At 64.1% G+C, this 24,485-nt stretch carries 24 protein-coding genes, 1 tRNA gene and 5 pseudogenes; 13 read left to right on the top strand and 17 right to left on the bottom strand.

Annotated features, from left to right (window positions below):
• The 5 genes and pseudogenes from ACLMAJ_RS30450 to aceE form a co-directional block, all read right to left on the bottom strand.
• Positions 1-151, bottom strand: a pseudogene (locus tag ACLMAJ_RS30450) (beta-ketoacyl-ACP synthase); the annotation flags it as partial.
• A 10-nt stretch (positions 152-161) separates the two neighbouring features.
• The gene (gene acpM, locus ACLMAJ_RS30445; protein ID WP_412017289.1) at positions 162-464 is read right to left on the bottom strand and encodes a meromycolate extension acyl carrier protein AcpM; all 303 of its coding nucleotides are present in this window, start codon (positions 462-464) and stop codon (positions 162-164) included.
• Positions 465-588: 124 nt separating this feature from the next.
• Positions 589-1,503, bottom strand: a complete 915-nt coding sequence (locus ACLMAJ_RS30440; protein WP_412017288.1) for an ACP S-malonyltransferase — start codon at positions 1,501-1,503, stop codon at positions 589-591.
• A gap of 127 nt (positions 1,504-1,630) precedes the next feature.
• Positions 1,631-2,965, bottom strand: a complete 1,335-nt coding sequence (locus tag ACLMAJ_RS30435; protein WP_412017287.1) for a PucR family transcriptional regulator — start codon at positions 2,963-2,965, stop codon at positions 1,631-1,633.
• An 11-nt stretch (positions 2,966-2,976) separates the two neighbouring features.
• On the bottom strand, positions 2,977-5,772 hold the full coding sequence (gene aceE / locus ACLMAJ_RS30430) for a pyruvate dehydrogenase (acetyl-transferring), homodimeric type (RefSeq protein ID WP_412017307.1): 2,796 nt from the start codon (positions 5,770-5,772) through the stop codon (positions 2,977-2,979).
• Positions 5,773-6,110: 338 nt separating this feature from the next.
• Between aceE and ACLMAJ_RS30425 the strand changes: the two genes are divergently transcribed.
• The 4 genes from ACLMAJ_RS30425 (at position 6,111) to ACLMAJ_RS30410 (ending at position 7,886) form a co-directional block, all read left to right on the top strand.
• Positions 6,111-6,668 (top strand): hypothetical protein, encoded by a 558-nt coding sequence (locus ACLMAJ_RS30425; protein WP_412017286.1) that lies wholly within the window; start codon positions 6,111-6,113, stop codon positions 6,666-6,668.
• A 139-nt stretch (positions 6,669-6,807) separates the two neighbouring features.
• Positions 6,808-7,230, top strand: coding sequence for a DUF3052 domain-containing protein (locus tag ACLMAJ_RS30420; protein ID WP_412017306.1), 423 nt, complete (start codon positions 6,808-6,810; stop codon positions 7,228-7,230).
• Between the two features lie 75 nt (positions 7,231-7,305).
• Positions 7,306-7,785 (top strand): peroxiredoxin, encoded by a 480-nt coding sequence (locus ACLMAJ_RS30415; RefSeq protein WP_412017285.1) that lies wholly within the window; start codon positions 7,306-7,308, stop codon positions 7,783-7,785.
• Between the two features lie 29 nt (positions 7,786-7,814).
• Positions 7,815-7,886: transfer RNA gene (locus ACLMAJ_RS30410), tRNA-Val, on the top strand.
• Positions 7,887-7,990: 104 nt separating this feature from the next.
• Here the strand turns inward: ACLMAJ_RS30410 and ACLMAJ_RS30405 are convergent.
• Positions 7,991-8,137 (bottom strand): hypothetical protein, encoded by a 147-nt coding sequence (locus tag ACLMAJ_RS30405; RefSeq protein ID WP_412017284.1) that lies wholly within the window; start codon positions 8,135-8,137, stop codon positions 7,991-7,993.
• Between ACLMAJ_RS30405 and ACLMAJ_RS30400 the strand changes: the two genes are divergently transcribed.
• A complete protein-coding gene (locus tag ACLMAJ_RS30400; protein WP_412017283.1) occupies positions 8,136-8,447 on the top strand; it encodes a hypothetical protein in 312 nt (103 codons plus the stop codon). The genes ACLMAJ_RS30405 and ACLMAJ_RS30400 overlap by 2 nt on opposite strands.
• 51 nt (positions 8,448-8,498) lie before the next feature.
• On the opposite strand, the gene ACLMAJ_RS30395 is transcribed toward ACLMAJ_RS30400, so the two are convergent.
• Positions 8,499-9,068: a hemerythrin domain-containing protein gene (locus ACLMAJ_RS30395; RefSeq protein ID WP_412017282.1), complete on the bottom strand. Its 570-nt coding sequence runs from the start codon at positions 9,066-9,068 to the stop codon at positions 8,499-8,501.
• A 285-nt stretch (positions 9,069-9,353) separates the two neighbouring features.
• Here ACLMAJ_RS30395 and ACLMAJ_RS30390 point away from each other — a divergent pair, with 285 nt between their 5' ends.
• Positions 9,354-9,545: a hypothetical protein gene (locus ACLMAJ_RS30390; RefSeq protein ID WP_412017281.1), complete on the top strand. Its 192-nt coding sequence runs from the start codon at positions 9,354-9,356 to the stop codon at positions 9,543-9,545.
• 251 nt (positions 9,546-9,796) lie between these two features.
• On the top strand, positions 9,797-10,399 hold the full coding sequence (locus ACLMAJ_RS30385) for a P-loop nucleotide/nucleoside kinase family protein (RefSeq protein WP_412017280.1): 603 nt from the start codon (positions 9,797-9,799) through the stop codon (positions 10,397-10,399).
• Between the two features lie 353 nt (positions 10,400-10,752).
• Here the strand turns inward: ACLMAJ_RS30385 and ACLMAJ_RS30380 are convergent.
• Both ACLMAJ_RS30380 and ACLMAJ_RS30375 read right to left on the bottom strand, forming a co-directional pair.
• A pseudogene (locus ACLMAJ_RS30380) lies at positions 10,753-11,547 on the bottom strand (IS982 family transposase); the annotation flags it as partial.
• Between the two features lie 67 nt (positions 11,548-11,614).
• On the bottom strand, positions 11,615-12,028 hold the full coding sequence (locus ACLMAJ_RS30375; protein WP_412017278.1) for an SRPBCC family protein: 414 nt from the start codon (positions 12,026-12,028) through the stop codon (positions 11,615-11,617).
• 260 nt (positions 12,029-12,288) lie between these two features.
• Between ACLMAJ_RS30375 and ACLMAJ_RS30370 the strand changes: the two are divergent.
• Positions 12,289-12,696: pseudogene (locus ACLMAJ_RS30370) on the top strand (IS110 family transposase); the annotation flags it as partial.
• A 91-nt stretch (positions 12,697-12,787) separates the two neighbouring features.
• On the opposite strand, the gene ACLMAJ_RS30365 reads toward ACLMAJ_RS30370, so the two are convergent.
• Positions 12,788-13,723: an SDR family NAD(P)-dependent oxidoreductase gene (locus ACLMAJ_RS30365; RefSeq protein ID WP_412017277.1), complete on the bottom strand. Its 936-nt coding sequence runs from the start codon at positions 13,721-13,723 to the stop codon at positions 12,788-12,790.
• On the opposite strand from ACLMAJ_RS30365, the gene ACLMAJ_RS30360 reads away from it, so the two are divergent.
• Positions 13,704-14,444, top strand: coding sequence for a TetR/AcrR family transcriptional regulator (locus ACLMAJ_RS30360; RefSeq protein ID WP_412017305.1), 741 nt, complete (start codon positions 13,704-13,706; stop codon positions 14,442-14,444). The genes ACLMAJ_RS30365 and ACLMAJ_RS30360 overlap by 20 nt on opposite strands.
• A gap of 569 nt (positions 14,445-15,013) precedes the next feature.
• Here the strand turns inward: ACLMAJ_RS30360 and ACLMAJ_RS30355 are convergent.
• The 5 genes and pseudogenes from ACLMAJ_RS30355 to ACLMAJ_RS30335 form a co-directional block, all read right to left on the bottom strand.
• Positions 15,014-15,133 (bottom strand): annotated as a pseudogene (locus ACLMAJ_RS30355) (IS481 family transposase); the annotation flags it as partial.
• Between the two features lie 169 nt (positions 15,134-15,302).
• Positions 15,303-16,178 (bottom strand): alpha/beta hydrolase, encoded by an 876-nt coding sequence (locus ACLMAJ_RS30350; protein ID WP_412017276.1) that lies wholly within the window; start codon positions 16,176-16,178, stop codon positions 15,303-15,305.
• A 185-nt stretch (positions 16,179-16,363) separates the two neighbouring features.
• A complete protein-coding gene (locus ACLMAJ_RS30345) occupies positions 16,364-16,525 on the bottom strand; it encodes a dihydrofolate reductase family protein (protein ID WP_412017275.1) in 162 nt (53 codons plus the stop codon).
• 422 nt (positions 16,526-16,947) lie between these two features.
• Positions 16,948-17,910, bottom strand: a pseudogene (locus tag ACLMAJ_RS30340) (RNA polymerase subunit sigma-70); the annotation flags it as partial.
• A gap of 30 nt (positions 17,911-17,940) precedes the next feature.
• A complete protein-coding gene (locus ACLMAJ_RS30335) occupies positions 17,941-18,516 on the bottom strand; it encodes a TIGR03086 family metal-binding protein (RefSeq protein WP_412017274.1) in 576 nt (191 codons plus the stop codon).
• Between the two features lie 411 nt (positions 18,517-18,927).
• Between ACLMAJ_RS30335 and ACLMAJ_RS30330 the strand changes: the two genes are divergently transcribed.
• The 3 genes from ACLMAJ_RS30330 (at position 18,928) to ACLMAJ_RS30320 (ending at position 21,175) form a co-directional block, all read left to right on the top strand.
• The gene (locus tag ACLMAJ_RS30330) at positions 18,928-19,143 is read left to right on the top strand and encodes an HNH endonuclease signature motif containing protein (protein WP_412017273.1); all 216 of its coding nucleotides are present in this window, start codon (positions 18,928-18,930) and stop codon (positions 19,141-19,143) included.
• Between the two features lie 189 nt (positions 19,144-19,332).
• On the top strand, positions 19,333-20,463 hold the full coding sequence (locus ACLMAJ_RS30325; RefSeq protein ID WP_412017272.1) for a hypothetical protein: 1,131 nt from the start codon (positions 19,333-19,335) through the stop codon (positions 20,461-20,463).
• Positions 20,464-20,917: 454 nt separating this feature from the next.
• The gene (locus ACLMAJ_RS30320; protein ID WP_412017271.1) at positions 20,918-21,175 is read left to right on the top strand and encodes an SMI1/KNR4 family protein; all 258 of its coding nucleotides are present in this window, start codon (positions 20,918-20,920) and stop codon (positions 21,173-21,175) included.
• A 259-nt stretch (positions 21,176-21,434) separates the two neighbouring features.
• Here the strand turns inward: ACLMAJ_RS30320 and ACLMAJ_RS30315 are convergent, their stop codons facing one another.
• Together ACLMAJ_RS30315 and ACLMAJ_RS30310 are read right to left on the bottom strand one after the other, a co-directional pair.
• Positions 21,435-22,628, bottom strand: coding sequence for a DUF418 domain-containing protein (locus ACLMAJ_RS30315; RefSeq protein ID WP_412017270.1), 1,194 nt, complete (start codon positions 22,626-22,628; stop codon positions 21,435-21,437).
• 824 nt (positions 22,629-23,452) lie between these two features.
• On the bottom strand, positions 23,453-23,614 hold the full coding sequence (locus ACLMAJ_RS30310; RefSeq protein WP_412017269.1) for a hypothetical protein: 162 nt from the start codon (positions 23,612-23,614) through the stop codon (positions 23,453-23,455).
• 155 nt (positions 23,615-23,769) lie between these two features.
• Between ACLMAJ_RS30310 and ACLMAJ_RS30305 the strand changes: the two genes are divergently transcribed.
• The gene (locus ACLMAJ_RS30305) at positions 23,770-24,363 is read left to right on the top strand and encodes a hypothetical protein (protein WP_412017268.1); all 594 of its coding nucleotides are present in this window, start codon (positions 23,770-23,772) and stop codon (positions 24,361-24,363) included.
• The last annotated feature ends 122 nt before the right edge of the window (positions 24,364-24,485 follow it).

Raw genomic sequence — 24,485 nt, 5'->3', positions numbered from 1 at the left:
TGAAGGAGTCCTCGAGAACGTCGATACCGCTCTCGCCGTTCAGAAGGCCCTTCCACGTCGCATCGACGTCACCGGCGATCGACGTAGACGCCGCCAGGCTCGTGACGACGACGTTGGGGAAGTTCCCGTTCAAGGTGGAAGGAGTGGTCACAGTGTCGGCCCTACTCGGCGCTATCGAACTTGGCCTTGAGCTCGGCGGCGGCATCCGAGTTCTCCGCCTCGAGCTTCTGGATGTAGCCGACTGCGTCGCCGACCGTCTTCAGGCTTGCGAGATCCTCGTCGGGGATCTTCACGCCGTACTTGTCCTCGGTCTGAACCGCGATCTCGACCATGGACAGCGAGTCGATGTCCAGGTCATCGACGAAGGACTTCTCGATCGTCACCTCAGAGGGTTCGATACCCGTTACCTCTTCGATGATCTTGCCGAGTTCTTCGACGATTTGTTCCTGGGTCAGGCTGGCCACTGTGTGGCTCCCTTCTTGTTTTCGTGTGTAGGGCTTTTACTGGGTTTTTCGGATCGAGAACGGCGATAGTTACCGCCGACTCGGTCACGACCGTGAATTTTTGGATACACGGCCGCGAGGAAAGCTAACCGGAACTCGTGAATCCGGCCAACGTGGGGAGGTCTTCCGGGGTCTTCAGGGCCAGTGTGGGCGTGCCCTTCATCTCCCGCTTCGCAATACCGATGAGCGTGCCTGCCGGTGGCAACTCCGCCACTGCCGATACACCCGCTTGCCTGGTGGTTTCGGTGCACAGGTCCCAACGGACGGGCCGGGTTACCTGCGCGGCGAGCTTAGCGATGGCATCCGCTCCTGACACAACAGGCTTGCCATCGAAGTTCGACAGTAGGGTCCGAGTCGGCTCATTCGGCATGATCTGGCTTATGGCTTCCGTCACAGCATCCTGGGCCGGGCCCATGAACACGGTGTGGAAAGCCCCCGCGACGGGCAGCGCACGCACCCGAGCCTTCTCGGGCGGGTTCGCGGCGAGTTCCGCCAGGGCATCCAGTCGACCCGCGGCGACGATCTGGCCGACCGCATTCCGGTTGGCCGGAACGAGGTCGAGCTCCGCGAGCCGAGCGAGCACGGCGGCCTCATCGCCGCCGAGCACCGCGGACATTCCGGTGGGCTCCAGCGCGCAGGCCTTGGCCATTTCCGCACCGCGGATCGCTGCCAGGGTGACCGCCTCATCCGGAGTGATGACTCCGGCGACGGCGGCTGCGGCAAGTTCGCCGACCGAGTGTCCGGCGACGATGGTAGCTGCCGGAAGCGAATTCGAGTCGATCTCCGCGAATGCGAGCAACGCGGCGGCGACGACGAGTGGTTGGGTAACGGCAGTGTCAGTGATCTCCTCGGCCGTCGCGGTAGTACCGAGACGAATCAGATCCAGGCCGGCGGCCTTGGACCAGAGGGCGAGTCGATCTGTCGCGCCAGGGAGGTCGAGCCAAGGCGCGAGCATGCCAGGTGTCTGGGACCCCTGTCCAGGGGCGAACAACGCGATCACTCTCTAAGAGAACACTGTGAGGTAGGCCGCAGGAGATGTCGACGCGAATGAAGCTTTGGGTGCCCTTTTGTGGGAGTCCCACAAAAGGCCACGTGAGTTGTCCGGATCGACCGACCCCCAAGATGCGTTACACGCCGTCGTGACCCATTGCGATGTGAGTTGCCTCTGGGGTAGATGTTGTCGATTCGTTACGGGTTCGTGTCAAACGACCCACTGTGGACGCTATTCGGAGCACATAAGCGTCCCTCGGGTTCATCGGATCACGCCCGGTAACTTCGGCGATCCGCTTGAGGCGGTAGCGAACCGTATTTGGATGGACGTACAGCTGACGGGCACACGTCTCGACAGCGCCACCGCAATCCAGATAGGCCTCGAGCGTGTCCGCCAGCGACGATCCCGCCGCGGCCAACGGAAGCACAAGATACTCGTTCAACGCGTCCACCGCACCTCGATCGCCGAGCAAGGCGCGTTCGGGCAATAGTTCCGTCGCATGCACCGGTCTGGGCGCCCCACGCCAGCCCACAACGGCCTCCATGCCGGCCAGGGCTTCCACCGCACTCGCATGCGCGGCCCCCAGGGTTCGCATGGTCGGGCCGATCACCACCGGCCCGTCGGAGAACACCTCGGCAAGCAGGTCCGCGAGGAACGGCGAGATGAACGAGCTGTCGCCGAGATTCCCGCTGACGACCATCACCAATCGCGATCCCTGCACAACAGCCAGCGCAGCGCGGCCGTGCCGCCCGGCGATGGTGTGCACCGACCCGACCATCCCGACGCCCTGGTCTCCCGGTGGGGTGCCGACCAGCACCGTCGCAGGCGCGGTGGCGTCCCAGTTCAACGTCGCGGCCCGCGACAGCATGTCCGGACCGGTATCGCCGCGCACGACGGCATCGACGACGAGCGCCTCCAGACGCGTGTCCCATGCGCCGCGCGATTCCGCCGCGCTCGCGTACACCGAGGCGGCGGCGAAGCCGAGCTCACGCCCGTACCGCAACACCGCCTCGGTGAGCGCGACGAGCTGCCGGTCGTTTCGCGCGAGCGCGGGCAGCCACTGTTCGAAGAACTCCATGGCCACACGGACCATGTCCACGGTCTGGCGCAGCGTCAGCCGCCGCGCCAGATCCTGTGGAATCACTTGGAAGGCATCCAGACTGAACCTGATGTCGCTGTCGGGATCCTGCAACCACTCCAGGAAGTTCACCACCGCGGTCTGCACCAGCATCTGGACACCCGCGCGCTGCGCGGCATCCAGATCGGTGAAGAAAGGCAACCGATCCTGCATCGACCCCACCGCCTCGGTGGAGAGTCGACCAGAGAACTGCTTCACACGTTTGAGCAACGTGTCGGGTAGCGGGTCTCGGGTTTGCCGGTTCGGGGAGAGCGCGCCCGTCGGCAGATACACCTCATGCTCGTTAGAGCCCTCGGAGATCCGTCGCGGCCGCGGCGGTTTACGGTCCACCATCCAATCGTCCGCTACTCGCCGTCGCTGTCGCCGCTTGCCACCGACTTCGGCGCGGCGTCCACATCATCGATGCGGTATTTCGCCGCTGCCTCGGCCAGTACGGCGGAGTCGATCTTTCCCGTCCTGACGAGTCCGGCCAGGGTTGCGACCACGATGGATTGCGCGTCCACGTTGAACACCCTGCGCGCGGCAGGCCTGGTGTCGGAGAAGCCGAAACCATCGGTGCCGAGAGTGGTGAAGTCACCCGGCACCCACTGGCGGACCTGATCGGGCACCGCACGCATCCAGTCCGTCGCCGCGACGATCGGGCCTTCGACCGATGACAGCACCTGCGTGACGTACGGAACGCCCACCTCGGTACCCGGGTTGCGCAACTTCGCGATTTCCTTGGCGAGCGCCTCCTTGCGGAGTTCGCCCCACGAGGTCACCGACCAGACATCGGCTTGCACACCCCACTCGGCGAGCAGCGCCTGCGCACGCAAACCGTCCGGCACCGTGACACCGGAGACGAGGATCTGTGCGCGCACATCGCCCGCCGCACCACGCTTGTACAGATAAATACCCTTGAGCAGACCGGCGATATCGAGGTCGTCGGGCTCGGCGGGCTGCTGGTAGGGCTCGTTGTAGAGGGTGATGTAGTAGAAGATGTCCTCGCCGCCGAAGCCACCGTTCGGTTTCCCACCATGCGAAACGGCACCCGGTACCGCGCCGGGCCCGGCCTCCGGAGTCCCGCCGCCGTACATCCTGCGCAACCCGTCCCGCACGATATGCGCGAGTTCGAACGAGAACGCGGGATCGTAGGTGACCACGGCCGGGTTGGTCGAGGCCAGCAGCAGTGAGTGGCCGTCGTTGTGCTGCAGACCCTCACCGGTCAACGTGGTTCGCCCGGCGGTTGCTCCGAGCACGAATCCACGCGCCAATTGGTCTGCCGCTGCCCACAATCCATCGCCGGTGCGCTGGAAGCCGAACATCGAGTAGAAGATGTACAGCGGGATCATCGGCTCGCCGTGCGTCGCGTACGACGTGCCCGCAGCGGTGAACGAAGCGGTCGATCCTGCCTCGTTGATGCCCTCGTGCAGGATTTGCCCGGCGGTGCTCTCTTTGTAGGCAAGCATCAATTCCGCGTCGACCGATGTGTACAACTGGCCGTTGCGGTTGTAGATCTTCAACGAAGGGAACCACGAGTCCATACCGAAGGTACGGGCCTCGTCCGGGATGATCGGCACGATCCGCTTGCCGATTTCCTTGTCCCGCAGCAGCTCCTTCATGAGCCGGACCAGCGCCATCGTGGTGGCGACACTCTGCTTGCCCGAACCCTTACGGACGGACTTGTACGCCTCGTCACCCGGAAGTTGCAGAGGCTTTGCTGTGGTGCGCCGCTCGGGCAGGTAGCCGCCGAGAGCCTTGCGCCGATCCAGCATGTACTGGACCTCGCGCGCCTCCATGCCAGGGTGGTAGTACGGGGGCAGGTAAGGATCCTTCTCCAGCTCGGCATCGCTGATCGGAATCCGCTGCAGGTCACGGAAGTCCTTGAGATCCTGCAGGGTCAGCTTCTTCATCTGGTGCGTGGCGTTGCGGCCCTCGAAGTGCTTACCCAGGGTGTACCCCTTGATGGTCTTGGCGAGGATCACCGTCGGCTGACCCTTGTGCGCCATCGCGGCCGCGTAGGCGGCGTAGACCTTGCGGTAGTCGTGACCACCGCGCTTGAGGTTCCAGATGCTCTCGTCGGACATGTCCTGAACCAACGCCTTGGTCCGCGGGTCACGACCGAAGAAGTGGTCGCGGACGTAAGCGCCATCGTTGGCCTTGTAGGTCTGGTAGTCGCCGTCCGGCGTCGTGTTCATCAGGTTCACCAGCGCGCCGTCGCGGTCGGCGCCGAGCAGCGCGTCCCACTCACGACCCCAGACGACCTTGATGACGTTCCAGCCCGCACCGCGGAAGAACGACTCGAGCTCCTGAATGATCTTGCCGTTGCCGCGAACCGGGCCGTCGAGGCGCTGCAGGTTGCAGTTGACGACGAACGTCAGATTGTCCAGGCCCTCCAGCGCCGCGACGTGCGCGAGACCACGCGATTCCGGCTCGTCCATCTCACCGTCGCCGAGGAACGCCCACACATGCTGATCGGAGGTGTCCTTGATGCCGCGATCGCTGAGGTAGTGGTTGAACCGCGCCTGGTAGATGGCGTTCATCGGGCCGAGGCCCATGGACACCGTCGGGAACTCCCAGAAGTCGTTCAGCAACCGCGGATGCGGGTACGACGGCAAGCCGTGGCCGGGTCCGCCGTGGCTGTACTCCTGACGGAAGCCATCCATCCGATCGGTGCTGAGCCTGCCCTCGAGGAAGGCGCGCGCGTAGATGCCAGGCGAGGCATGACCCTGGATGAAGATCGAATCGCCGCCGCCGGAATGATCCTTCCCGCGGAAGAAGTGGTTGAAGCCGACCTCGTAGAGCGCCGCGGAGGACGCGTAGGTCGAAATATGGCCGCCGACACCGATTCCCGGGCGTTGCGCGCGATGCACCATGATCGCCGCATTCCAGCGGATCCAGGCACGGAAGCGCCGCTCCACCTCCTCGTCGCCGGGAAACCACGGCTCGTTCTCGGTGGGAATGGTGTTGACGTAGTCGGTCGAGGTCAAGGCGGGGATGGCGACCCGACGCTCACCGGCACGTTCCAGCAGCCGGAGCATGAGGTAACGCGCGCGGCCCGGGCCTTCCCGGTCGAGCATCTCATCGAACGATTCGAGCCATTCGGAGGTTTCCTCCGGGTCGATGTCCGGTAGGTAGGACGCCACCCCTTCGCGGATCACCCGGACGCGCCCGCCCGCCGCAGTGGCGGGCGATCCGTGCGGATCGCCGCCTAGGGCAGGCGCGGTCTCGGAGTTCGGCACAGCGGGTTTCGCTGTAGCGGAAGAGTGGATCAGGTCGGTCAAATCTGCTCCTCGTACAGGGGGTGGACATGTGATGACGTCTGTTACCCCGGGCGGGCACGCGTGGTCGGCGGACCGCCCGCTTCATGAAAGGTTCGGGCGCACCTCCATCCTTGCGGATGATGTGTCCCAGGTCATCATGTCAGCCTCAAATCCAGTACCGTTCTGCAGGGAACGTGAGTCGAGACCGCCGTAGTACAACCGGAGCGGGGAGGACGATGAAGGTGCTGGACCCACGCGGGTTCGGATTGGTGTGCGCGACCCTTGCGGTGGTGGCCGGAGTGACGGTCGCGGGATGCGCGAATCGGGTAGAGGGAGTTGCGAATCCGAACGCGACCGACCTCGCCGCATACAAGACGGCGGCGGCCTCGTCGTCGGCTGCGGCGACCTCTTCGCGCAAGGCTGCGGCGCAAACAGCCGCCATCAACGAGAACTGCGGGCAATTCCCGAACACCACCGGCGTCGGCGTCTCGAAGTATAACGACTTCATCAACGCACACGACTCCAACGCGGCCGACTACGCGAGCCGTCGCGATGACGCGAGCGCGACTCTCGACGAGGCGGCCAACAAGGTCGAGGCCGGAGTGAACTCCGCGAGCGACTCGCTGCCGCCGGATCTCGTCGCGAAATTTACCGAGTACGTCAGCGCCGCACGGCTGCTTGCCTCGGAGACCCGCAAGATGACCTACACCGCTCCCGTCGGGCCGCTCAACGACGCAAGCAAGCGGGTCAACGACGCCCGCAACGCTGTCCGCGACGCCTGCCCGAAGCGCTGAACGGAGGGAGGAAACCGGCTCGCGACGATCTTGTCACACGACATTCGGTCGGTATTTCGTCCGATCAGCTTGCGCTCGAGCCGATAACCATGTTCGCTTGCAACCAACCTTATTGTCTGGAGTTGAGGAGGACACCACCGTGGTCGCCGCGGCGGACGCGCAGAACTACGCTCAGAAGCTTGGCATCATTCACGGCTTGGTTGTCCAAGAATTAGGCTGGGACGAGGACACCAACGACGACCTGCGAGCCGAGATCGAGGAAACTATCGGCAGCGAGCTGCTCGACGAAGACTCCGATGAGGTCATGGACGTCGTGCTGCTCTGGTGGCGCGACGGTGACGGGGATCTGGTGGATGCCTTGATGGAAGTCACCGGACAGTTGTCGGACGAAGGATTCGTCTGGGTGCTCACCCCGAAGACTGGAAATTCGGGGCATGTCGATCCCAGCGAGATCGCCGAGTCGGCACCGCCGGCGGGCTTCACGCAAACCTCGGCAATCAGTCTCGGGGAGTGGGCAGGCAGTCGACTGGTGCAGCCGAAAGCGCCCTCGAAACAGCGCTGACCGGTCTTTCACTATGGTTTGAGCCGGGTGGCCTTCGCGCCGCCCGGCTCATACCCGACTCGATGGAGGTTTCGCATGCCACTTGAGGTTGGCCCGCTCGAGGTCGGCTCTGTCGCGCCAAATTTCACACTCAAGGACCAGAACAATCAGGAAGTCACGCTGTCGGACTTCCAGGGCAAGAAGAACGTGCTCATCGTCTTCTACCCGCTCGCCTTCACCGGGATCTGCCAGGGCGAGCTGTGCAAGGTCCGCGACGAGCTACCGAAGTTCCAGAACGACGACGCCGAGATCGTCGCGATCTCCGTCGGCCCACCACCCACCCACAAAATCTGGGCAGCCGAACAGGGCTACGTCTTTCCGCTCCTGTCCGACTTCTGGCCGCACGGAGCCGTCGCCCAGAGCTACGGCGTCTTCAACAAGAAGTCCGGCTACTCCAACCGAGGCACCTTCGTCGTAGACAAGACCGGAATCATCCGTTTCGCCGAGATGAACGGCCCCGGAGAGCCCCGTGACCAGGCGGCTTGGGAGAAAGCCCTCGCCGCGCTAGATTCATAACTCGTTGCCGTCGGATCTCCGGCGAGCAAGGGCGTATAGCTCAGCGGTAGAGCTCTGGTTTTACACACCAGCGGTCGGGGGTTCGATCCCCTCTGCGCCCACAGACGAAGATGCAGGTCATTGCCTGTTTCCGTCCACCTCGTCCCCCACAAGTGCCCCGCCGCGCAAGCTGATCTTGCCTAGAACTTGCCAACAGGTCGGCGAACTAGGTTCCGGTCGCCTCGGTTTCGTCGTCGAACAGGGCCGCGCCCGCCGCCTCCAGCGCTTCGGGGTAGACGTGGCCGTACACCCGCAGCAGCACGGCCGGATCATGGCCGAACTCGGCCGTAGCCGAAGCAGCGCTGCCGGGCATGCTGTGGCACCCTCGCCTGGAAGCGACCACCGAAGTCGCCGAGGTTCGCGTACTACGCTGCACCGCGCCGACTTCGAACATCCGGGAGCGCATCAAACAGCGCATCGAAACCAACCCGAACCGCCGCGCCCGAAGCGACGAGCTGCTGGAGTCGGTCGACACCGGCAGCTCATTTGAAGAAGACTTCGACCCTGCCATCGGTGAACTGGCCACGCTGACCGTGGACACCACGCACGGCCACCAACCCGGACTCGTGGCCATCTCCCGCCTCGCGACCCGGCCAGACCCCGGCGACGTCTTCGAGACCTGAACGCCGAACCGTGCTAGACGTGCGTCGGGCCCGGGAGCGTGCGAGCGGTGATCATTTCGCGCGGGGTTTGCTGATGGCGTCTTTGGCGCGGTCCATCATGGCCGCGAATGGTCCGACGAGCAGATTCGCGCTGGCGGACTCGACGCCGGGGTGCGGACGTGTCGGCGCCATGGCTTCGGCGAATTTCACCGCGGTGCGTAGGCGCTCGAGCTCGTCGGGTTCCAGTTCGGAACGCAACCGGTTGAACTCCTCGTGCTCCTCGTGTTCGGCGTGCGCGAGTACCCCGTCACGCAGGGCCGCAAGCTTGGCGTCGAACTCGGGTGAATCGATGTCGACCGCTTCGATGTCGGCGAGCTGACGCTTGGCCTTGTTCTCTTCCTCGAGACGCGCCGCGATGATGTCGGCGCCGTCGTGGACTTCTCGCCGGAAGCGCGGGTGGATGATTTCTTCCTCGGCGGTTTCGTGGACTGCCAGCAAGCGGCGCAGTTCGTAGAACTTCTGCTCCCGCTGTTCGGTGGTGGGGGCCTGCTGGACCTGGGCGAACAGTTCGCGGATGCGCGCGTGCTGTTCGATCAGGAACGTGACGACATCATCGGTGGTGTTGATCGACGTTGCTTCCACGATTGCCTCCTCGGGCAAGTAGTACGGTCAGCGCTGATTGCGCTGCTGCGGGCTTACCCCTGGAAGGGGACAGCAAACTCATCGCAACTCGGGGAAGCGATTCCGCCGGGCAGTCGACAGAGTCGATGGCTGTTCCGAAAGGGGCTCTCGCGGTGATCGGCGCAGACCAGCCCGGGTGCTCACGCCAACCGGAGCCGAGCAGCCAGGCCCGCGCCGGGCCGGGTATCCGATCGACTACTACTCGACGCCGACGACTTCGACATAAACCGAATCAATAAGGCCCACATGTCTTTCGGGCTCAGCGCTCACCGCTGTCTCGGCGCGCCACTGGCTCGACCAGAAGCCAGCATCGCGCTGCCCGCACTGTTCGGCCGATTCCCGAACATGCGCCTGGCCATCGACGATCCGACACAACTGGGCACCGTCAACAGCTTCATCTCCAACGGACACGCCACCCTCCCTGTCCACCTCGCATGAACCTCGCCGCTGCGAATCGCCGAGCGGTTCGCAGCAGCCATCACCTCCACACACAATCGAAGACCTCGCCTGCCGCCACGTCGCCGGGCAATTCACGCTGCGCCAACACGACCTCACCAAACCGCTACACCAGCCGACTGGGGACATGGCCCACACCCACCCAGTCGAACACGAGACCCTGACCCGGCAACCTGGCTTCATCGCCTATCGCATCGCCAAGCCGCCTTCGGGCGACAGCACGATCAACGACGATGCCTGAAGTGCCAGAATGCGCTATGGCCAATTCCCCTAGAGCGCCGGTGATCACGGTCGTATCCGGCCCGCCCGGATCGGGTAAGTCGACGCTCGCCCACGCCCTCGCTGCCGACATCGGCGTCCCAGCGATCATCCGCGATGAAATCAAACAGGGCATGGTCCTGGCCACCACCCCACCACGCGACACCGGATACGACGATCTCAATATCCCCGCCCTGCACGCCTTCTTCGACGTTCTGACCGTGCTGGCTCGTGCCGGTGTCAGCGTCGTCGTGGAAGCCGCGTTCCAGGACAAACTCTGGCGTCCCAACCTGATGCCGTTGGCCGAGTTCGCCGAGATCCGCATCATCCACTGCAGCGCGCCCCAACCGGTCCTGCACGACCGCATCACCCACCGCGCCGAAACCAACCCCCACCGGCAAGCACACAACGACGGCGACCTCCTCGCAGCGATCGCCGCCGGCACACACACCGCCGACGCATTCGTGCCGGTGAGCATGGATGGCGCGGAACTGACCGTCGACACCACCGACGGCTACCAGCCCGGCCTCGAAGCGATCGCGCAATTCATCACCCAACCTGGCCGGGGCGCTGCCTGACCTATAAAGGAATCGCCGCCGACCGCTACTGGAATCTTCGGTTGAACGCGGACCCGACGGCGCGGACCGCCGTCGACTGCGCGACATGGATCGCCAGGCACATCGACCCGACCACGCCGCGGTGATCCGCGAAAGATGGGGCCTCGGACACGGATCATCACCCGAGAGGCGCTACAGCCGCTGAGGGAGGTCACCAAGGCGACAACGGAGCTGCTGACCGCGGGCACCGACCCCGCCACCGCGTGGTTCGTGACGTTGTTCCTGGCCGGGCAGCGGCGCGTGGCGTTCCTTTTCGACGATTTGTCCTCGCTGCTGGCCTCGCCGATCGCTAGATGACTGATTCCAAGGGAGCAGTGGTCGTAGGCGGTCAGCGACCTGTGGGCGGGTGCGCCGGTCTTGTCGTTATGCCAGATGACGGCGGTGAGTACGACGAGGCGTTGTAGGACGCGGACGGTGACGCCGGCGACGGTTCGGCCGCCGTGTCGTTCCAGGTCGAGTTGGCTTTTGAGGGTCTGGTTGATCGACTCGATGGCTTGTCGTAGCGGTTTGAACAGCGCGGATCCCAGGCGTTCGGGTTCGCCTTTGCGGGCCGGGCGCAGCAGCCGTAGTCCGGCGTCGGCGAGTTCGGCTTCGAAGGCGGCGCCGAAGTGGTTCTTGTCGCCGATGAGGGTCTGTCCGGGTCGGTCGGTGACCAAGTCGGGGTCGGCGTGCAGGATGCTCATGAGGGTTTCGCGTTCGTCGGCCTTGGCTCCGGTCAGAGCGAATCCGATGGGCAGTCCGCCGAGGGTGGCGATCAGTTGCAGGCGTAGGCCCCAGAAGTAGCGGGAGTGGGAGGCGCAGTACCCGTATTCGGCCCATCCGGCCAGGTCGGGGCGTTTCACCGTCTCACGGGAGCGGCCGCATTCGACCGGCGTGGAGTCGACCACCCACACGTCGTCGGTCCATAGCGTCGTGTCGGCGGAAAGCGCGCGGATCACCGCTTGGATCAGCCCGGCGGCCTTGCGTAGACGCTTGTTGTAGCCGGGTTGCTTCGGCAGGTAGCGGAACAGGTGTTGCAGGTGCTCATGGGCGTACCGCAGCCAGCGGTGTTCGGAGATGAAGCCCAGCAACGCCTGCATCACCGCCAGGGTGACCAGTTCGGCGGCGGTCGCCACCGATCGAATCCAACGACACGCCTCACATCTGGTGCAGCGCAACACTTTTCGGATGTCGCGGCTATCGATTCGCCTGTTTCTCGATCGACTCTCGCATCACCTCGAGCCCGCGCCGGATGCGGGGTCGGACCTCCTCGACCACGTCGTGGGGCAGCACGTCGGTGATCCACACCAGGCGGGCGCGGCCCTCAGACTCGGGGAACACCTGGAACGACGCGTGATGATGCCGCACCGGCAGACTGAAACCCTCCACCGCCGAATACGCCATGCGCCGGGCGGCGTCGTCGACCGTCACGATCAACTCCCGCACGACCGCACCGGAAGGCATGGTGAGAAAGCGGACGTCGCCGTCCATGCTCGTGTCGAGCACGTAGCCGGGCAGCAGCCTCTCATGCACAGCGCCGACGTCGCTGACCGCGGCCCACACAAGCTCGCAGTCCGCGTTCACCACCGTCTGCTCGTAAATCGTTGCCACTGCCCGACCTCCACTCCCAGCGCCGAAAGCAACCGTACTCGCCGCCGTCCACCCCTCGGAATCAATCATCTAGAAGTCTCAGCGCGCGAGTGCCGCTTCCGCCGTGGTACCGCCAAACATTTGGAGATTCCGGCTTATATGAAAGTCACCGGTTGGACGGGCTGGATGATCACTGGCCGTAGTCTGCCGGAGGTGCCGGGCCGGGGCTGGCTCGTGAGATTCCTGCCGCCCCGTGGGGTTGGCGGGAAGGAACGCGGTAGATGGTCGTGATCGGAGTCGACCCGCACAAATCCAGCCATACGGCAGCGGCGCTGGAGTCGAGCACCCACGCAACGCTGGACACGATTCGTATCGAGGCGAAGCTGCCGGAGTACCGGCGACTGCTGAAGCGCGCGCGGCGATTCCCCGAGCGCCGATGGGCGCTGGAAAATGCGTGTGGTCTGGGTCGGCATCTGGCCCAGTGGCTGATTACCCAGGGCGAGATCGTCACCGATGTTCCGGCCACAGCCACTGCGCGTGTGCGGGAGCTGTCACGGGGCAGCCGCCGCAAGAACGACACCCTGGATGCCGCCGCGGCAGCCTGCGTGGCCGCATCGCACGGCGACGCCTTTCCCGTGGAGGCTGAAGGGTCGAACACGGTCCTGCGGATGCTCGGTGAACGCCGGACCAACCTCACCGGGCAACGCACCCGAACAGTCAACCAGTTGCACGACATCCTGCGGGAGTTGCCGCCAGGAGACATGTCGACCGATCTGACCGCTAGCCAGGTCGCTGAGGTGCTGCCACGTCTTCGTCCCTCGTCGCCGGTGGAACGTGCTCGCAAAGAACTCGCCGCGATCCCGCGGGAAATTCGACCGGGTAGGTCCTCCCGAAGTCTGCGGACTCGCTAACCGCAGTCCACGCGAGGTCGCTGTCGAGCTGGGTGCGGTTGAACGATGCCGCGAGCCGACTGGCGTCGGCTCCGAGCGCGAGGTTGTGCGGCAAAGTCTCGCTTCGCGACAGGCGAACGAGGATGGCGGCGGCACGGTCCGGGTCCCCTGCCTGCAGCGACGACCCGGTGGTGCCCGCGTCGGCGTATCGCTGAGCCAGACCGGCGTATTCGTCCGGCACTTCGGCGATGGCCATCGACGCGCCTGCCCAATCGGTGCGGAAGCCGCTGGGCTCGACTACCAACACCCGGATCCCGAACTGTTCGGTCTCGGCGCGCAGCACCCGGCTGAACCCATCGATGGCGAACTTCGCCGCCTGATACGACGCGATCCCGCCGGACCCGCCGACCCGGCCGCCGATCGAGGAGAACTGGATGATGAGCCCACCGCCCTGCGCGCGCAACACCGGGATCGCTGCCTTCGACACGTGGTAGACGCCCCAGAAGTTGGTCTCGAACTGGGTGCGGAAGTCAGCTTCCGCCGCCGTTTCGATGGGGGCGACATTCGCGTAGCCGGCGTTGTTGACGATGACGTCGATCCGGCCGAACACACGACGCGCCTCCTCGAGGGTTTCCTGGACGGCCGCCGCATCGGTCACGTCGAGGCGAAGGGGAAGGATGCGGTCGCCGAACTCCACAACCAAATCGGCGAGTTGCTCTGGTCGGCGGGCCGTCGCAGCGACGGTATCGCCGTTTTCGAGTGCGGCGCGTGTGAGGGCGCGGCCGAACCCGCGGGTGGAGCCGGTGATGAACCATGTCTGTGTCATGAATTTAGTACAACACCGTTTTGTTAATAACGCAACAGCGTTGCGCTACCATGGGGACGTGACAGGACAGCAGTTCACCCGTGCCCGGAGCGAGTCGGCCAAGCAACAGCGACAGGCTGCGATCACCGATGCCGCGCGCGGACTCGCCGCGTCGCGGGGAATCCGGGAGATCACTCTCACCGATATCGCGGCAGCGGTCGGCATGCACAAATCGGCGATGCTGCGCTACTTCGAAACCCGCGAGGAAATCTTTCTCCACCTCACAGCGGACGGCTGGCGAGAGTGGTCGGCCGACGTGCGGGCCGCTCTCGCCACCATCGAACCGGGCGATGCGGATGCCGTTGCCGGGTTGCTAGCCCGAACGCTGGCCACCCGCGGCATGTTCTGCGACCTCCTCGCGCAGGCGCCGCTCAATCTGGAGCGGCGCGTATCTGTCGACGCCGTCCGGGATTTCAAGACCGTCACGCACGCCGAACTCGACGCGATCGTGACAGCGATCCAACGCGTTCTGCCAGCACTGTCCGCATCGAACGGCGTTGACCTGATCGCCGCGATCACTGCCATGGCCGGAGTGTTCTGGCAAGTCGCAACCCCCGGCCCGGAGATCGCTGAGTTCTACCTGACCGACCCGCTTTTGGGCCATGCCGTCCTGGATGTCGAGCCCCGCCTGCGTCGGATCACGGGCTACCTACTGCACGGCATCGAGACGTCCGAGAAATAGGCGCACCGGCACGATCATGTCATTCGTTAGCGTGGATATCGAGGTCGACACAATCTAGCCACCGAACTGCCGGTGGCCTTCACCTTGAACGGGTACATCACATATCCGGGTGGCTGACCTCTCCACACACTTCACCGCTCTGTCCGGTCGAAGTCTGCCTCGGCACGTTCGCGACGCACCGATTTCGGTCGCGCTGACCCGCGAACGCGAGGCCTGGTGGCATTGACTCCTTCTCACGCCTGCCTCTCGTCTCGTAGCGGGTACTTCTGTGCATTCCTGCATGTGGCCGTGGTCGGTTGCGTCGTTCTGCTCAGCTGATCCGCAACCTCTCACCAAAAGGCGGTTCATCTCCGAGGGCGCCTCGGTGCCCGGCGTCAATTGGAACACAATGCGCACACAATCGAGAGTCTCCTCGTGGCCGCTAGATGATTGATTCCAAGGCATGTGGTGGTTGCCGGTAGCGGTGGCCGTTACGTCCGGTTCTGGGTGAAAGTTGTTGCCGGGGACGCGCATTCGATGCGAGATGTGGGCGAGGGTGCCGAAAGATCCAGGTTGTGAGCAATGACATCGGTCTTGGGAGCGACCATGAACATCTTTGCCGCCGTCGAGCAGGTCCAGCCCTGCTCGACGATCAACCGGGCGAGCCTCAAACGTGCACGCGGGGTCAAAGTGGCGTTAGCGTGGACCACGAAGGCCTCCTGGGTGTGAAGCGGTTACTCGACATCTCCACTTCACAACCGGAGGCCTTCGCCTGTCAGCAACCAGGCCGTGTCGTCACGAACCCGAGACAACCTCCCTGGACATCACACCTAGAACCCAAGAGACCGGGGCGGGGTCGACTCGTCCGGCCGATCCAGGTCAGGCCATCCGAGCCCGTTCGGGTAGCTCGAGGCGGGCACGGACGAAACGTGCGACTCGTCCGAGTGCCGCCCTGCCCTCGGGCAGATCGGGGAAGATGCTCATGAACGCGTGCACCTGGCCGCGCCACAGCTCCAGTGAGTTCGACACCCCGGCCGCGGTGAGCCGGCGCGCCATGAGTTCGCAGTCGTAGCGCAGGATCTCGTCCTCGGCGGCGATCAGCAGCGCGGGCGGCAGGCCCGCCAGCTCGCCGTTGACCGGCGACAGCATCGGATCGAGCGTGCCATCGACCTCGGCGCCGATCCGGACCACCGCCTCGAGCGCCGACAGCGGGATAAAAGGATCCCGTTCGATGTTCACGTAATCGCGCTTGGCGGCGTAGTCCAGATCGAGCAGCGGGCTGAGCCCGACCAGCCCCGCTGGAACGGGCAGTCCGGCGTCGATGGCGCGCAACGCGGTGGCGAAGGCCAAGTAGCCACCCGCCGAATCGCCCGCCAAAACGATTCGCGCTGGATCCGCTCCGTGCTGCAGCAGCCAGCGATAGGCGCTCAGGCAGTCCTCGACCGACTCCGAAATGCGGCGTCCCGGCAGCTGGCGGTAGCCGACATTGACCACCGGCAGCCCGGTGCTCCGGGCCAGACTCGCCGCGACAGGACGATGCGTGTCGAGCCCACAGACCGCGAATCCGCCACCGTGCATGTAGAGCACCACGCCGTGGCGCAACGCCCTCGCGGCGCCGGACGGACGGATAATCTCCATACCGAAGCCGTTCAGCGTCACCCGTTCCCGATCAATGCCGTGCGGCCGCGGCCGCAACCAAGCCAGCCCATCGATCACGGCCGCGCCGATCGGAATGGTCGCCGGCGTGATCGGCACGGAACGTAGGATCGGCCGCACCACCCCGAGGCAGGTTGCCCACAGAACCCGCGCTGCTGCGCTCGGTCCATCCGGATTCACCACGATGCTTGCGTTCTGCGGGACACCCGCACCTGGTCGGGCCGCAGCAGCGCCTCGCGATTGTGTCTCCTCCGGCCCTCCGGGTTCGCCGACCCTGCTCGCAGTCATCGTTCGCCGACCGCTTCAACCAAAATTTCGACAGGGTTGATTACCGGCCGATACTCATCGATCAAGTCATATTGCCTGAAAGTCGATACGATGCTGGCACCGCCGAACATATCCGCGCTCCGGTCCAATTTAGCTTTCGATACGACGACCTCCTTCACAAGATCGCCTATCACAGTTCTGTGATATTTCTATCACAGTTCTATCACAGTGGGCTATACGGACCGGGCCCCGCGGTACTGGCTGGACTTGCTCATGCCTCTGACCTGGACGGGATGGACGTGGCGCTACCTGCTGGACGGTACGGCGCGCTTTTACACACCAGCGGTCGGGGGTTCGATCCCCTCTGCGCCCACTTAATAGCAAAGCCGCAGGCCGATGACCTGCGGCTTTGCTGTTGTGTGGCATTGCACGAACACCTTGCGGTGGTTCGGAGCAGCTTGTCCCGAGCCGTAGGGGGTCCTCGAGGCTCAACGCACTCCGGGCCGAGGGGTAATGCACGGTCATAGCCGATGAGCGATGCTGCCGGATATGAAGGAGCGAGGACGAAGTCGGCGAACCGCCGAGGGTTGTCGTGGGGTTTTCACGCGAATCGGGTGAAGAGGGATACGAGGTTCGGGTCGGCGAAGGAGACAACTCCGGTGACGGCGTTGCCGGCGATGGTGAGCACAACGATTCCGTAAGGGTGGTATGTGTCGCCGTTGCGGCGGAATGCGATTGCGGCGGGCTGACCGTTGGCCCGGGTGGGCAGCATGCGCCAGTCGCCCGGGGCCCCCAGTATGTGCCGGCGCAGGAATGGGACGCATCCGGCACGACCGGCGAACCAGGTCCGGATCGTGGTGGCCTCCAGAGAGGCGTCCTCGCTGAGCAACTGCTCGAGGGCGGTCGCGTCGGCCGCGGCGAATGCGGCGACATATCGCTCCAGCAACGCCCGTGCCTGGGGATGGTGCACATCTGTCGGCTGGTCGGCGTCCGGGTCGAGTTGTCTGAGTTTGGTACGCGCACGCTGCAGGGCGCTCTTCACCGCCGGTGTAGTCGTGTCAAGTATGGCGGCCACTTCGTGGGCCGGGAAGGCTAGCACGTCTCGCAGGATCAGGACCGCACGCTGGGGTGCGGACAGATTCTGCAGGCATGCGATGAGTGCCAGCCGCACTCCCTCGCGCGCGACGATGGTTTCGGCGGGATCGCCTGTCGGCGAGCCGATCATGGCATCGGGCACCGGCTCCAGCCACGCCGTCCGCGTCTCGACGAGGACCGGCGGGGCCAGCGGATCGGACTCGGCGTCGCCCAGGCCGCTGGGCAGCAGCCGGTTACGCTGCCGCTGCAGCACCTTCAGGCAGGCGTTGGTGGCTATCCGGTAGAGCCAGACGCGCAGCGAGGATCGTCCCTGGAACTCGTCGAATCCTCGCCAAGCGAGCAGATATGTCTCCTGAACGAGGTCTTCGGCATCGTGAACCGATCCGAGCATGCGATAGCAGTGGGGCAGCAGCTCACGCCGAAACGGTTCGGTCTGCTGTACGAAACTCGTCTGATCGGCCACCCTGTCCTGATCCCTTCCGCGTGACGCCGTGTCGACTCAGATCATGCGTCCCAGAAACGCCGCGAGTCGGTCCGCGCTGCAGGCTTCGTCTGTGGCATCGATGACGAGTCCGAAGAACGCGAGGCCGTCCGGTCCGCGCAATTCGTCGGAGATCTCCACGCGTGCCCGGGTGAGTAGGTCTGCCGCCAAATCCGGTTCGAGGTCGCTGGTATGCCCGATCGATCGGGCGAGATCCCAGCCGTGGATGAACTGTTCTCGTGCGGCCAGGCCCAGCAGATCGGCCCCGGAGTAATCGCCGATCGGCAGCGCGAACTGCTTGTCGAGCACCTCCTCGGCCCCGAACGCCTTGACCAGCATCCCGATACTACGGCTGTAGGCCTCTACGAAGTTCCCTCCTGCGAAGTCCTCGTCGGCGGTGGCGTCCTCCGACGAGACGGTTTGGGCCGCCCACCTCGCAGACCCCACAAAATGGTTGATCAGCGCCGCCACGTCCCACGACGCGCACGGCGTCGGCAAGCCCAACTGGTCACGCTGGACTTTCGCCAGGACGGCCCGAGTGCTCTCGAGCGCCCGGCGAAGCTGTTCGAAACCGATGATCACCTGCTGATCCATTGACGATCTCCTCACTACATGTCGAAGAGGCACTTCGCCTCCAACATGTAGATCCGACTGCTGGACGAAAGGAATCGCCGCCCTGGCCTTCGGAGTCATCGTCGACCGCCGCCCGACGCCATCCGGCGGGTACCGACAGGCTTGATCTGGACTTCGGGCCCAACCGCTGCCAGAGAGTTCGAGTTGTGAAACGTTAGGCCCACAGACGGAGATGCAGGCAGAAGCATTTGCTCGGGGCTCGCAGTTTTGCCCCACGTGAATGTTGTGGGGCAAACGTGGGGCACGAAGCGCGACACCGCTAGACCCGCGCCTTGGGTCCGTACAAGCGCAGTGCCGCCGACCGCAGGACCAACCGGCAGCATGTGTGATCGAGGTCGACCACAGCGCAGCTCGACACCGGGAGGGTGCAGCGTGACTGGACGACAGCCCATCCCCGCCAGTCTCGCACGCGAACTGATGCTCGAGTCCGGCTATAGGTGCGCAGTGCCGACCTGCCGGACTGTGGAGCCCCTCGACATCGAGCACATTGATGAGTACGCCACCGTCAAGAAGCACGAGTTCTCCAACATGATCGAGCGCACCTCGATCACCACACACGACTCTTCGATCGTGGTTACCTGGCGGTAACGAAGCTCGGCTGCAAGAGATTTGGATCGAACCGGTTCGTAGTGAGGGGTATCTATCTGCGAACCGGCTCGAATTGCGTGCGCGCGAGCGACACCTGGCCGCGGTTGCCCTCGTGCAGCGGCGCAGCCGGGCCCGCAGCCTGCCGTGCGTGAGCCAGCGAGGCCGACACCGACACCTATGCCCCCATGAATGGGAAGTCCCGATAACCATCAGGGCAGAGGACCATCATACTACCGCCCCGTAGCAGATGGTCTGCTCACCCGATGCTGCTACCGGCTTCTGTATTGTCCCGCTGAAAGGTATGGAGTCCAGATGCATTCCCTGTCGACTGTTCGCGAGGTAGCGGACCAGATAGTCGAACTCGGTCTTGTCGATGCGGCGGTGATGGTGTCGGAGCTGGACCCGGAGGATTTGGACTATACGTTGGATGACTTCGGCGCCACCGAGTCTCAGGCTGTGCTGCTCTTACTCGACTACTTGAAGGTTCGATACAGCACGGAATACAAGACCTTCCGCCACGCGTGTGAGAACGACGCAGGGGTGTACCGAGAGGAACTGGCGCGGATCGCCGCCTGTGGACGCGGGTTGTTCACCATCACGGAGGTGGAGCTGGTCGACACGGCCGACGGTGATCATCTGCTGCGATTCCGCTGCAATGGACAACCGCACGAGTGGCCGATCGCGCATGGGCCGGACGAGAAATTCGACGCCCAACAGGTATTCTGCTGGTCCGTGGGAGAGTTGGTGCCGCCCGGCTCGCCTGCGCGATGGTGCACTGTGGACCCCGACGATCCCGATGTGACCTCGGAAGCATTTTTCGGGGACCCGGCGGCTCTGAATGCGCTCGGCGGGCCCTTCGGCCTTCTATTCGAGCCAATAGAGACGACCCCCGGCGAGCCCAGTGCTGCCGAGGTCGAGCACCTCCAAAGCTGGCTGCGGACGCGGCAAGCGGGGTTTGCGAACTGGACCGCAACATACGGCGACGGGATAATCTGGGATCATTCTCCGGAGTCGTTAGAAGCGTTGGGCACCATCGTGTTACGCCGCACGCCGACACTCGATGCCCTGGTCGATCCGGCGAACGCGGATTTCGTCGAGGGCGCAAGCTGGTATACCGGCGAGGCGTTGCTCCGGGTCAAGGGCGGTCGATGGTTTTATCGCGATGGTGATCCCGAGGTCAATCTGTTCGATGGCTATCCGTTCGTCGAACAGGACGGGTCCCGCGCGAACAACGCTGTGCCATATCGGGCGCTACGGCTGCTGATCAAGCGCGGAGATCCGGGGCACATTCGCAAGCGATACGACGACTTCTCCGCGTAATCGAGAACCCTCCCGCTCGACCGACCGCCGCAGCGGGCCTATCAGATCGAACACATGGTCCGCCGCCATCCACCGGTCCATGTCGGCGATCGCCCACTCCGAGCACTCGTCGGCCTCCACCGAGATGCTGTGGGGCACCGCCTTACGGAAAGCCCCGGAACGCCAGCGGCACGTCGTCAGCGACCACAGAGTGCACCTGCACAGCCGCTCATGAAACCATCAGCACCGCAACAACGCTCACCAATCACCCGAATCGGTCGCTCAGACCCCAGCCCGGCTTAGCGCGACTTTTCGCGCCACTGGACACCACATGCCGTATTCGCCGTCGTGATCGACGACGATTCGGCCCATCGGACACGGCGCGTTGATCCGATACGTCGACAAGGGTTACGAGTGGACACGTCTTTAGGGACGCCACACCAACACCTAGACGTTCAGTGCCGAGAATCGAGCATTGGGCTTGGGCGAGGAGACCCTCTACGGCCATGCCCACCAATGGGTTCCGATCGCTCACTCCATCGACGCCGGTATCTTGTTCGTCGAGCACCGCCCCGGACCGACCTACGGTCACGTCATCGAATTGGGTATCGGCTCAGGCGATTTCGAAGGCACCCTGTGGGCCGACACGCTGCTCGAATTCTTCGACGCCCTCACACACTCCCTCGACACCCGCACCCCCTTTCACGACTGGGACTGGGACTGGAACGAGTGAATCCTCCCCGAGGGACCCCGAAGGTGATTTTCCGACTGGGCGGGCATGCTGCGTTGGTGGTTGACCGCGGAGGAGGGCGGACTGCAAGGCCCTGCGCTGGTCTGTTGCGAGCTGATCGAACATCACGACCAGGTTCCACGGACACGCCGGATGACGCTGAGCAACGGCGCGGTTGCGGACGAGACGATCATCTACCAGAACGATCGAACCCGGCGGATTTCATACCTCGGGCCGACGGCCGTACCCTCAGTCGCAGTTGTCAGGGTGATGGTCGGCGCGCGTACGTGACGAAGCGCAGGATCCATTCGAGCGGTCCGTATCTGTGTCGGCTCATCCACCACGTGCTGGTCACGAGCTGGCTGCCGAAGATTGCGAAGGCGATCAGGATGACCACGGGTGGCGCTATTCGCCCGACGAGGCCGAATCCGCACCCGGTAAACACCAGAACGCAGATCACCGATTGGCCGATGTAGTTGGTCAGCGCCATCCGTCCGGCCGCGGCAAAGCTTCGTGCCAGCCGAGTTCCTGTGCGGGAGTGCACCAACTGTAGCGCGGAAGCACCGTAGGCCGCGGCGAGCAACGGCGCCGTCAGGAGTCCGACCGCCATCGTTCCGGCGTTGCGGGTACCGCCGCCGGATGCGAAGACCAGCGCTCCAGCCAGCCCGACCGGGTATCCGAACCACTGGATTCGCCGCAGCAGATGCACGTACCGATCGAGGTCGGACAGCACACGATGCCGGCCCGCCGCCAGTCCCACCAGGAACGCGGACAGTGCAAGCGCTGCCTGACCGGCGTTACTTACCAACTGCGCGGGGACCAATCGCAGATGCTCGGCGACGACGCTGCCCGGGCCACCACGGAACGCATCGGTGGTCCGAGCACCCTCGATCACCGCCTCGGCGGAATCGGCGGCCACAGGGTTCCCAACCAGTAGCACGATCACAGCAACCGCAACGGTCAGCATGAGCGCGCTGACGAGGGCGGCGGTCGTAGAGACTTTCCTGAGCGCGAGCAAAATCAGTCCGAGTAGTGCGTAGGTAGTGAGGATGTCCCCGTGGAACAGCAGAACGGCATGCAGAACCCCTAGGACGAAAAGCCCACCGAGACGGCGTAGGAACCGGGGTGTGAACCTGGCGTCCGCTCGTGCCGCGGAGTCCATCTGCAACGTGAAGCTGTAGCCGAACAGGAAGGAGAACAGCAGGTAGAACTTCGTATCGATGAGGAAGGCGGTCAGCCACGTCGTCGCACTGTCCAGTCGAGAAGCATAGGTCGGATCGGCGGCAAGATGAGCTGGGTAGCCGGACGCGAAGTACACGATGTTGGCGACGAGAATGCCGAGCAGAGCGAAACCACGCAACGCGTCGATCTCGGCGATGCGATCACTCCGGCCCGTGCGAACGCCGGTCACGTTCAACGTGGCAGCGGGTGTCGCCCCGTGGTGGTATCGCCACATCGTAGCTCCCTCGATAGTCGTCGACCGTGCCGGAATCCGACGCTATTGATTCGGAGTGGTTCAGCGCATCGTGCTATCGACCCAGACCCCTGCGATACCCCGGTACGAGTCGACGGTCACTCGTGATACCAGCGACCGAGCCGGGATAGTGCCGACAAGTTCAGGGAGCTGCGTGGTGGCCCGGCTCACAGAGGTGCCCCACGGCCCGTACTGCGCGACTCGGCTTTCACCTGATCTCGGACGCCGTCCTTGCCCCGGACTTGCGGGCGATCCGCGCGTGAAGACCGTCCTCGGATTGGACGCCTGGCCACGCTCCGCGATGCGCCGCACACTCACAGCCCGGTTAGGTTGTGCCGATCGACCAGAGCCGAGGAGATGGCCACCGGGTACTCGGGCGGCCCTATTTCCGGAACCGCCAAGGCCTTGGCCGCGGTGGGAGCTCGTACGATTCCGGTAACCCCCGTCGAACAAATTCCGCGCGGTGAAATTTTACGTAATTCAAGGCTGCTTGGGCCGGCTTCATCGCCACGTAAGTGACGAAAATTAGAATTAGGACGACAATAAAGCCCAGCAGTAGAAACATCCCTGACGCCGACGACGCCAGGGAGATAAGGGCAAAAATGCTGCCTGCCAATGCGCCATAAAGCAGGTAGCTGGCCATTAATAGGCGCCAATCTCGAGGAACCTTATAGATCGCCGCCATCTCCGTCGCATGACGTCCAACCTGGTCGAGAAGCACTGCACGCTGTCCAGGAAATCGGTCTCTATCAAGGTCCTTCACTAGGTCAAGTAGTTTCTTGATTCGCCAGCCTCGGTAAACGCCGCTACAGCGGGCAATCCCCTGGCCGCGCAGGCAACGATAAGGCCACAAAATCATCGTCGCCGCGCTGGTTCACGCGGCCGACCACGGCATCGCCAACCCACAGTTCTACACGCTCAGCGAACTCATCGACGCCGCCATCGCCCGTGTCGACGACTTCGAACACATCGCAGCACCAGCGCAGGCGAACCCGCAGACTCGCCCGAACAACAAGTCAGCCACGACGTACGCAACCGAGGTTGCCCCAACACTCGACCGCATTGGACACCCACACGGCGTCGATAGCGGATGCGAATCAATAGCTGACGATACGCTGATCTTGTGACGACCAGCTTGAACGTGGATGTCGAACCGGAGTGGTGGTATCGCCACCTGGTCATCGTTGCGTGGGTTTCGGCGCTGATACAGGCCGGACTGCTTGTCGGGGCGACCTACGACAGAGGCAATATCGCCGTGTGGGCGAGCTGTGCGATATTCATACTCGCCATCCAGTTATTCCTCTTCTTTCGGCTTGTGGTTATCACATGGTCGTCCGCGAGCAGCGATGGGAACGGTCCTCATGACCCCGACCCGCGGAGACCAGACGGGTCTACAGGCGGAGGGCCGCGTCCACCGTCTGGATGGGGAATCATCTTCTTCCTGATCGCAGTAGCGATCGGGATCGTGTCCGCCTTCGCCATCCTGTACCTCGCGTTCGTTCCGGACCTGGAATCTTTTGATGCGTTCTACTGCTCGCTGGGAACAATGGCGACCGTGCGCGCCAGCTTGGAGAGCAACTTCGCCGACAAATGTGACGGGCGCGGCTGGCGCGTGGCCGCGATGGTGCAAGAGGTTGTCGACATCGCGTTCATCTCCGGCCTCGTCGCCTACGGGATTGCGAGGTTCGCGGAGCTGCAAAATCGCCGCCGACGCTGACAGACTTCACCAGCAGGCACGGCGCCCGTGGTCGGCAATGTCCTATCCGGCGCGGATAGCCATCGCCCGACCGGCCGCGTGTGTGCGCTTACCGGACACGCCGTCTCCGCGCATATCAGTAT

The organism is Nocardia arseniciresistens, assembly GCF_046764875.1.
GTDB classification, from domain to species: domain Bacteria; phylum Actinomycetota; class Actinomycetes; order Mycobacteriales; family Mycobacteriaceae; genus Nocardia; species Nocardia arseniciresistens.
Note: the sequence above shows the minus strand (reverse complement) of the source record. Positions and strands in the feature narration are given on the sequence as shown.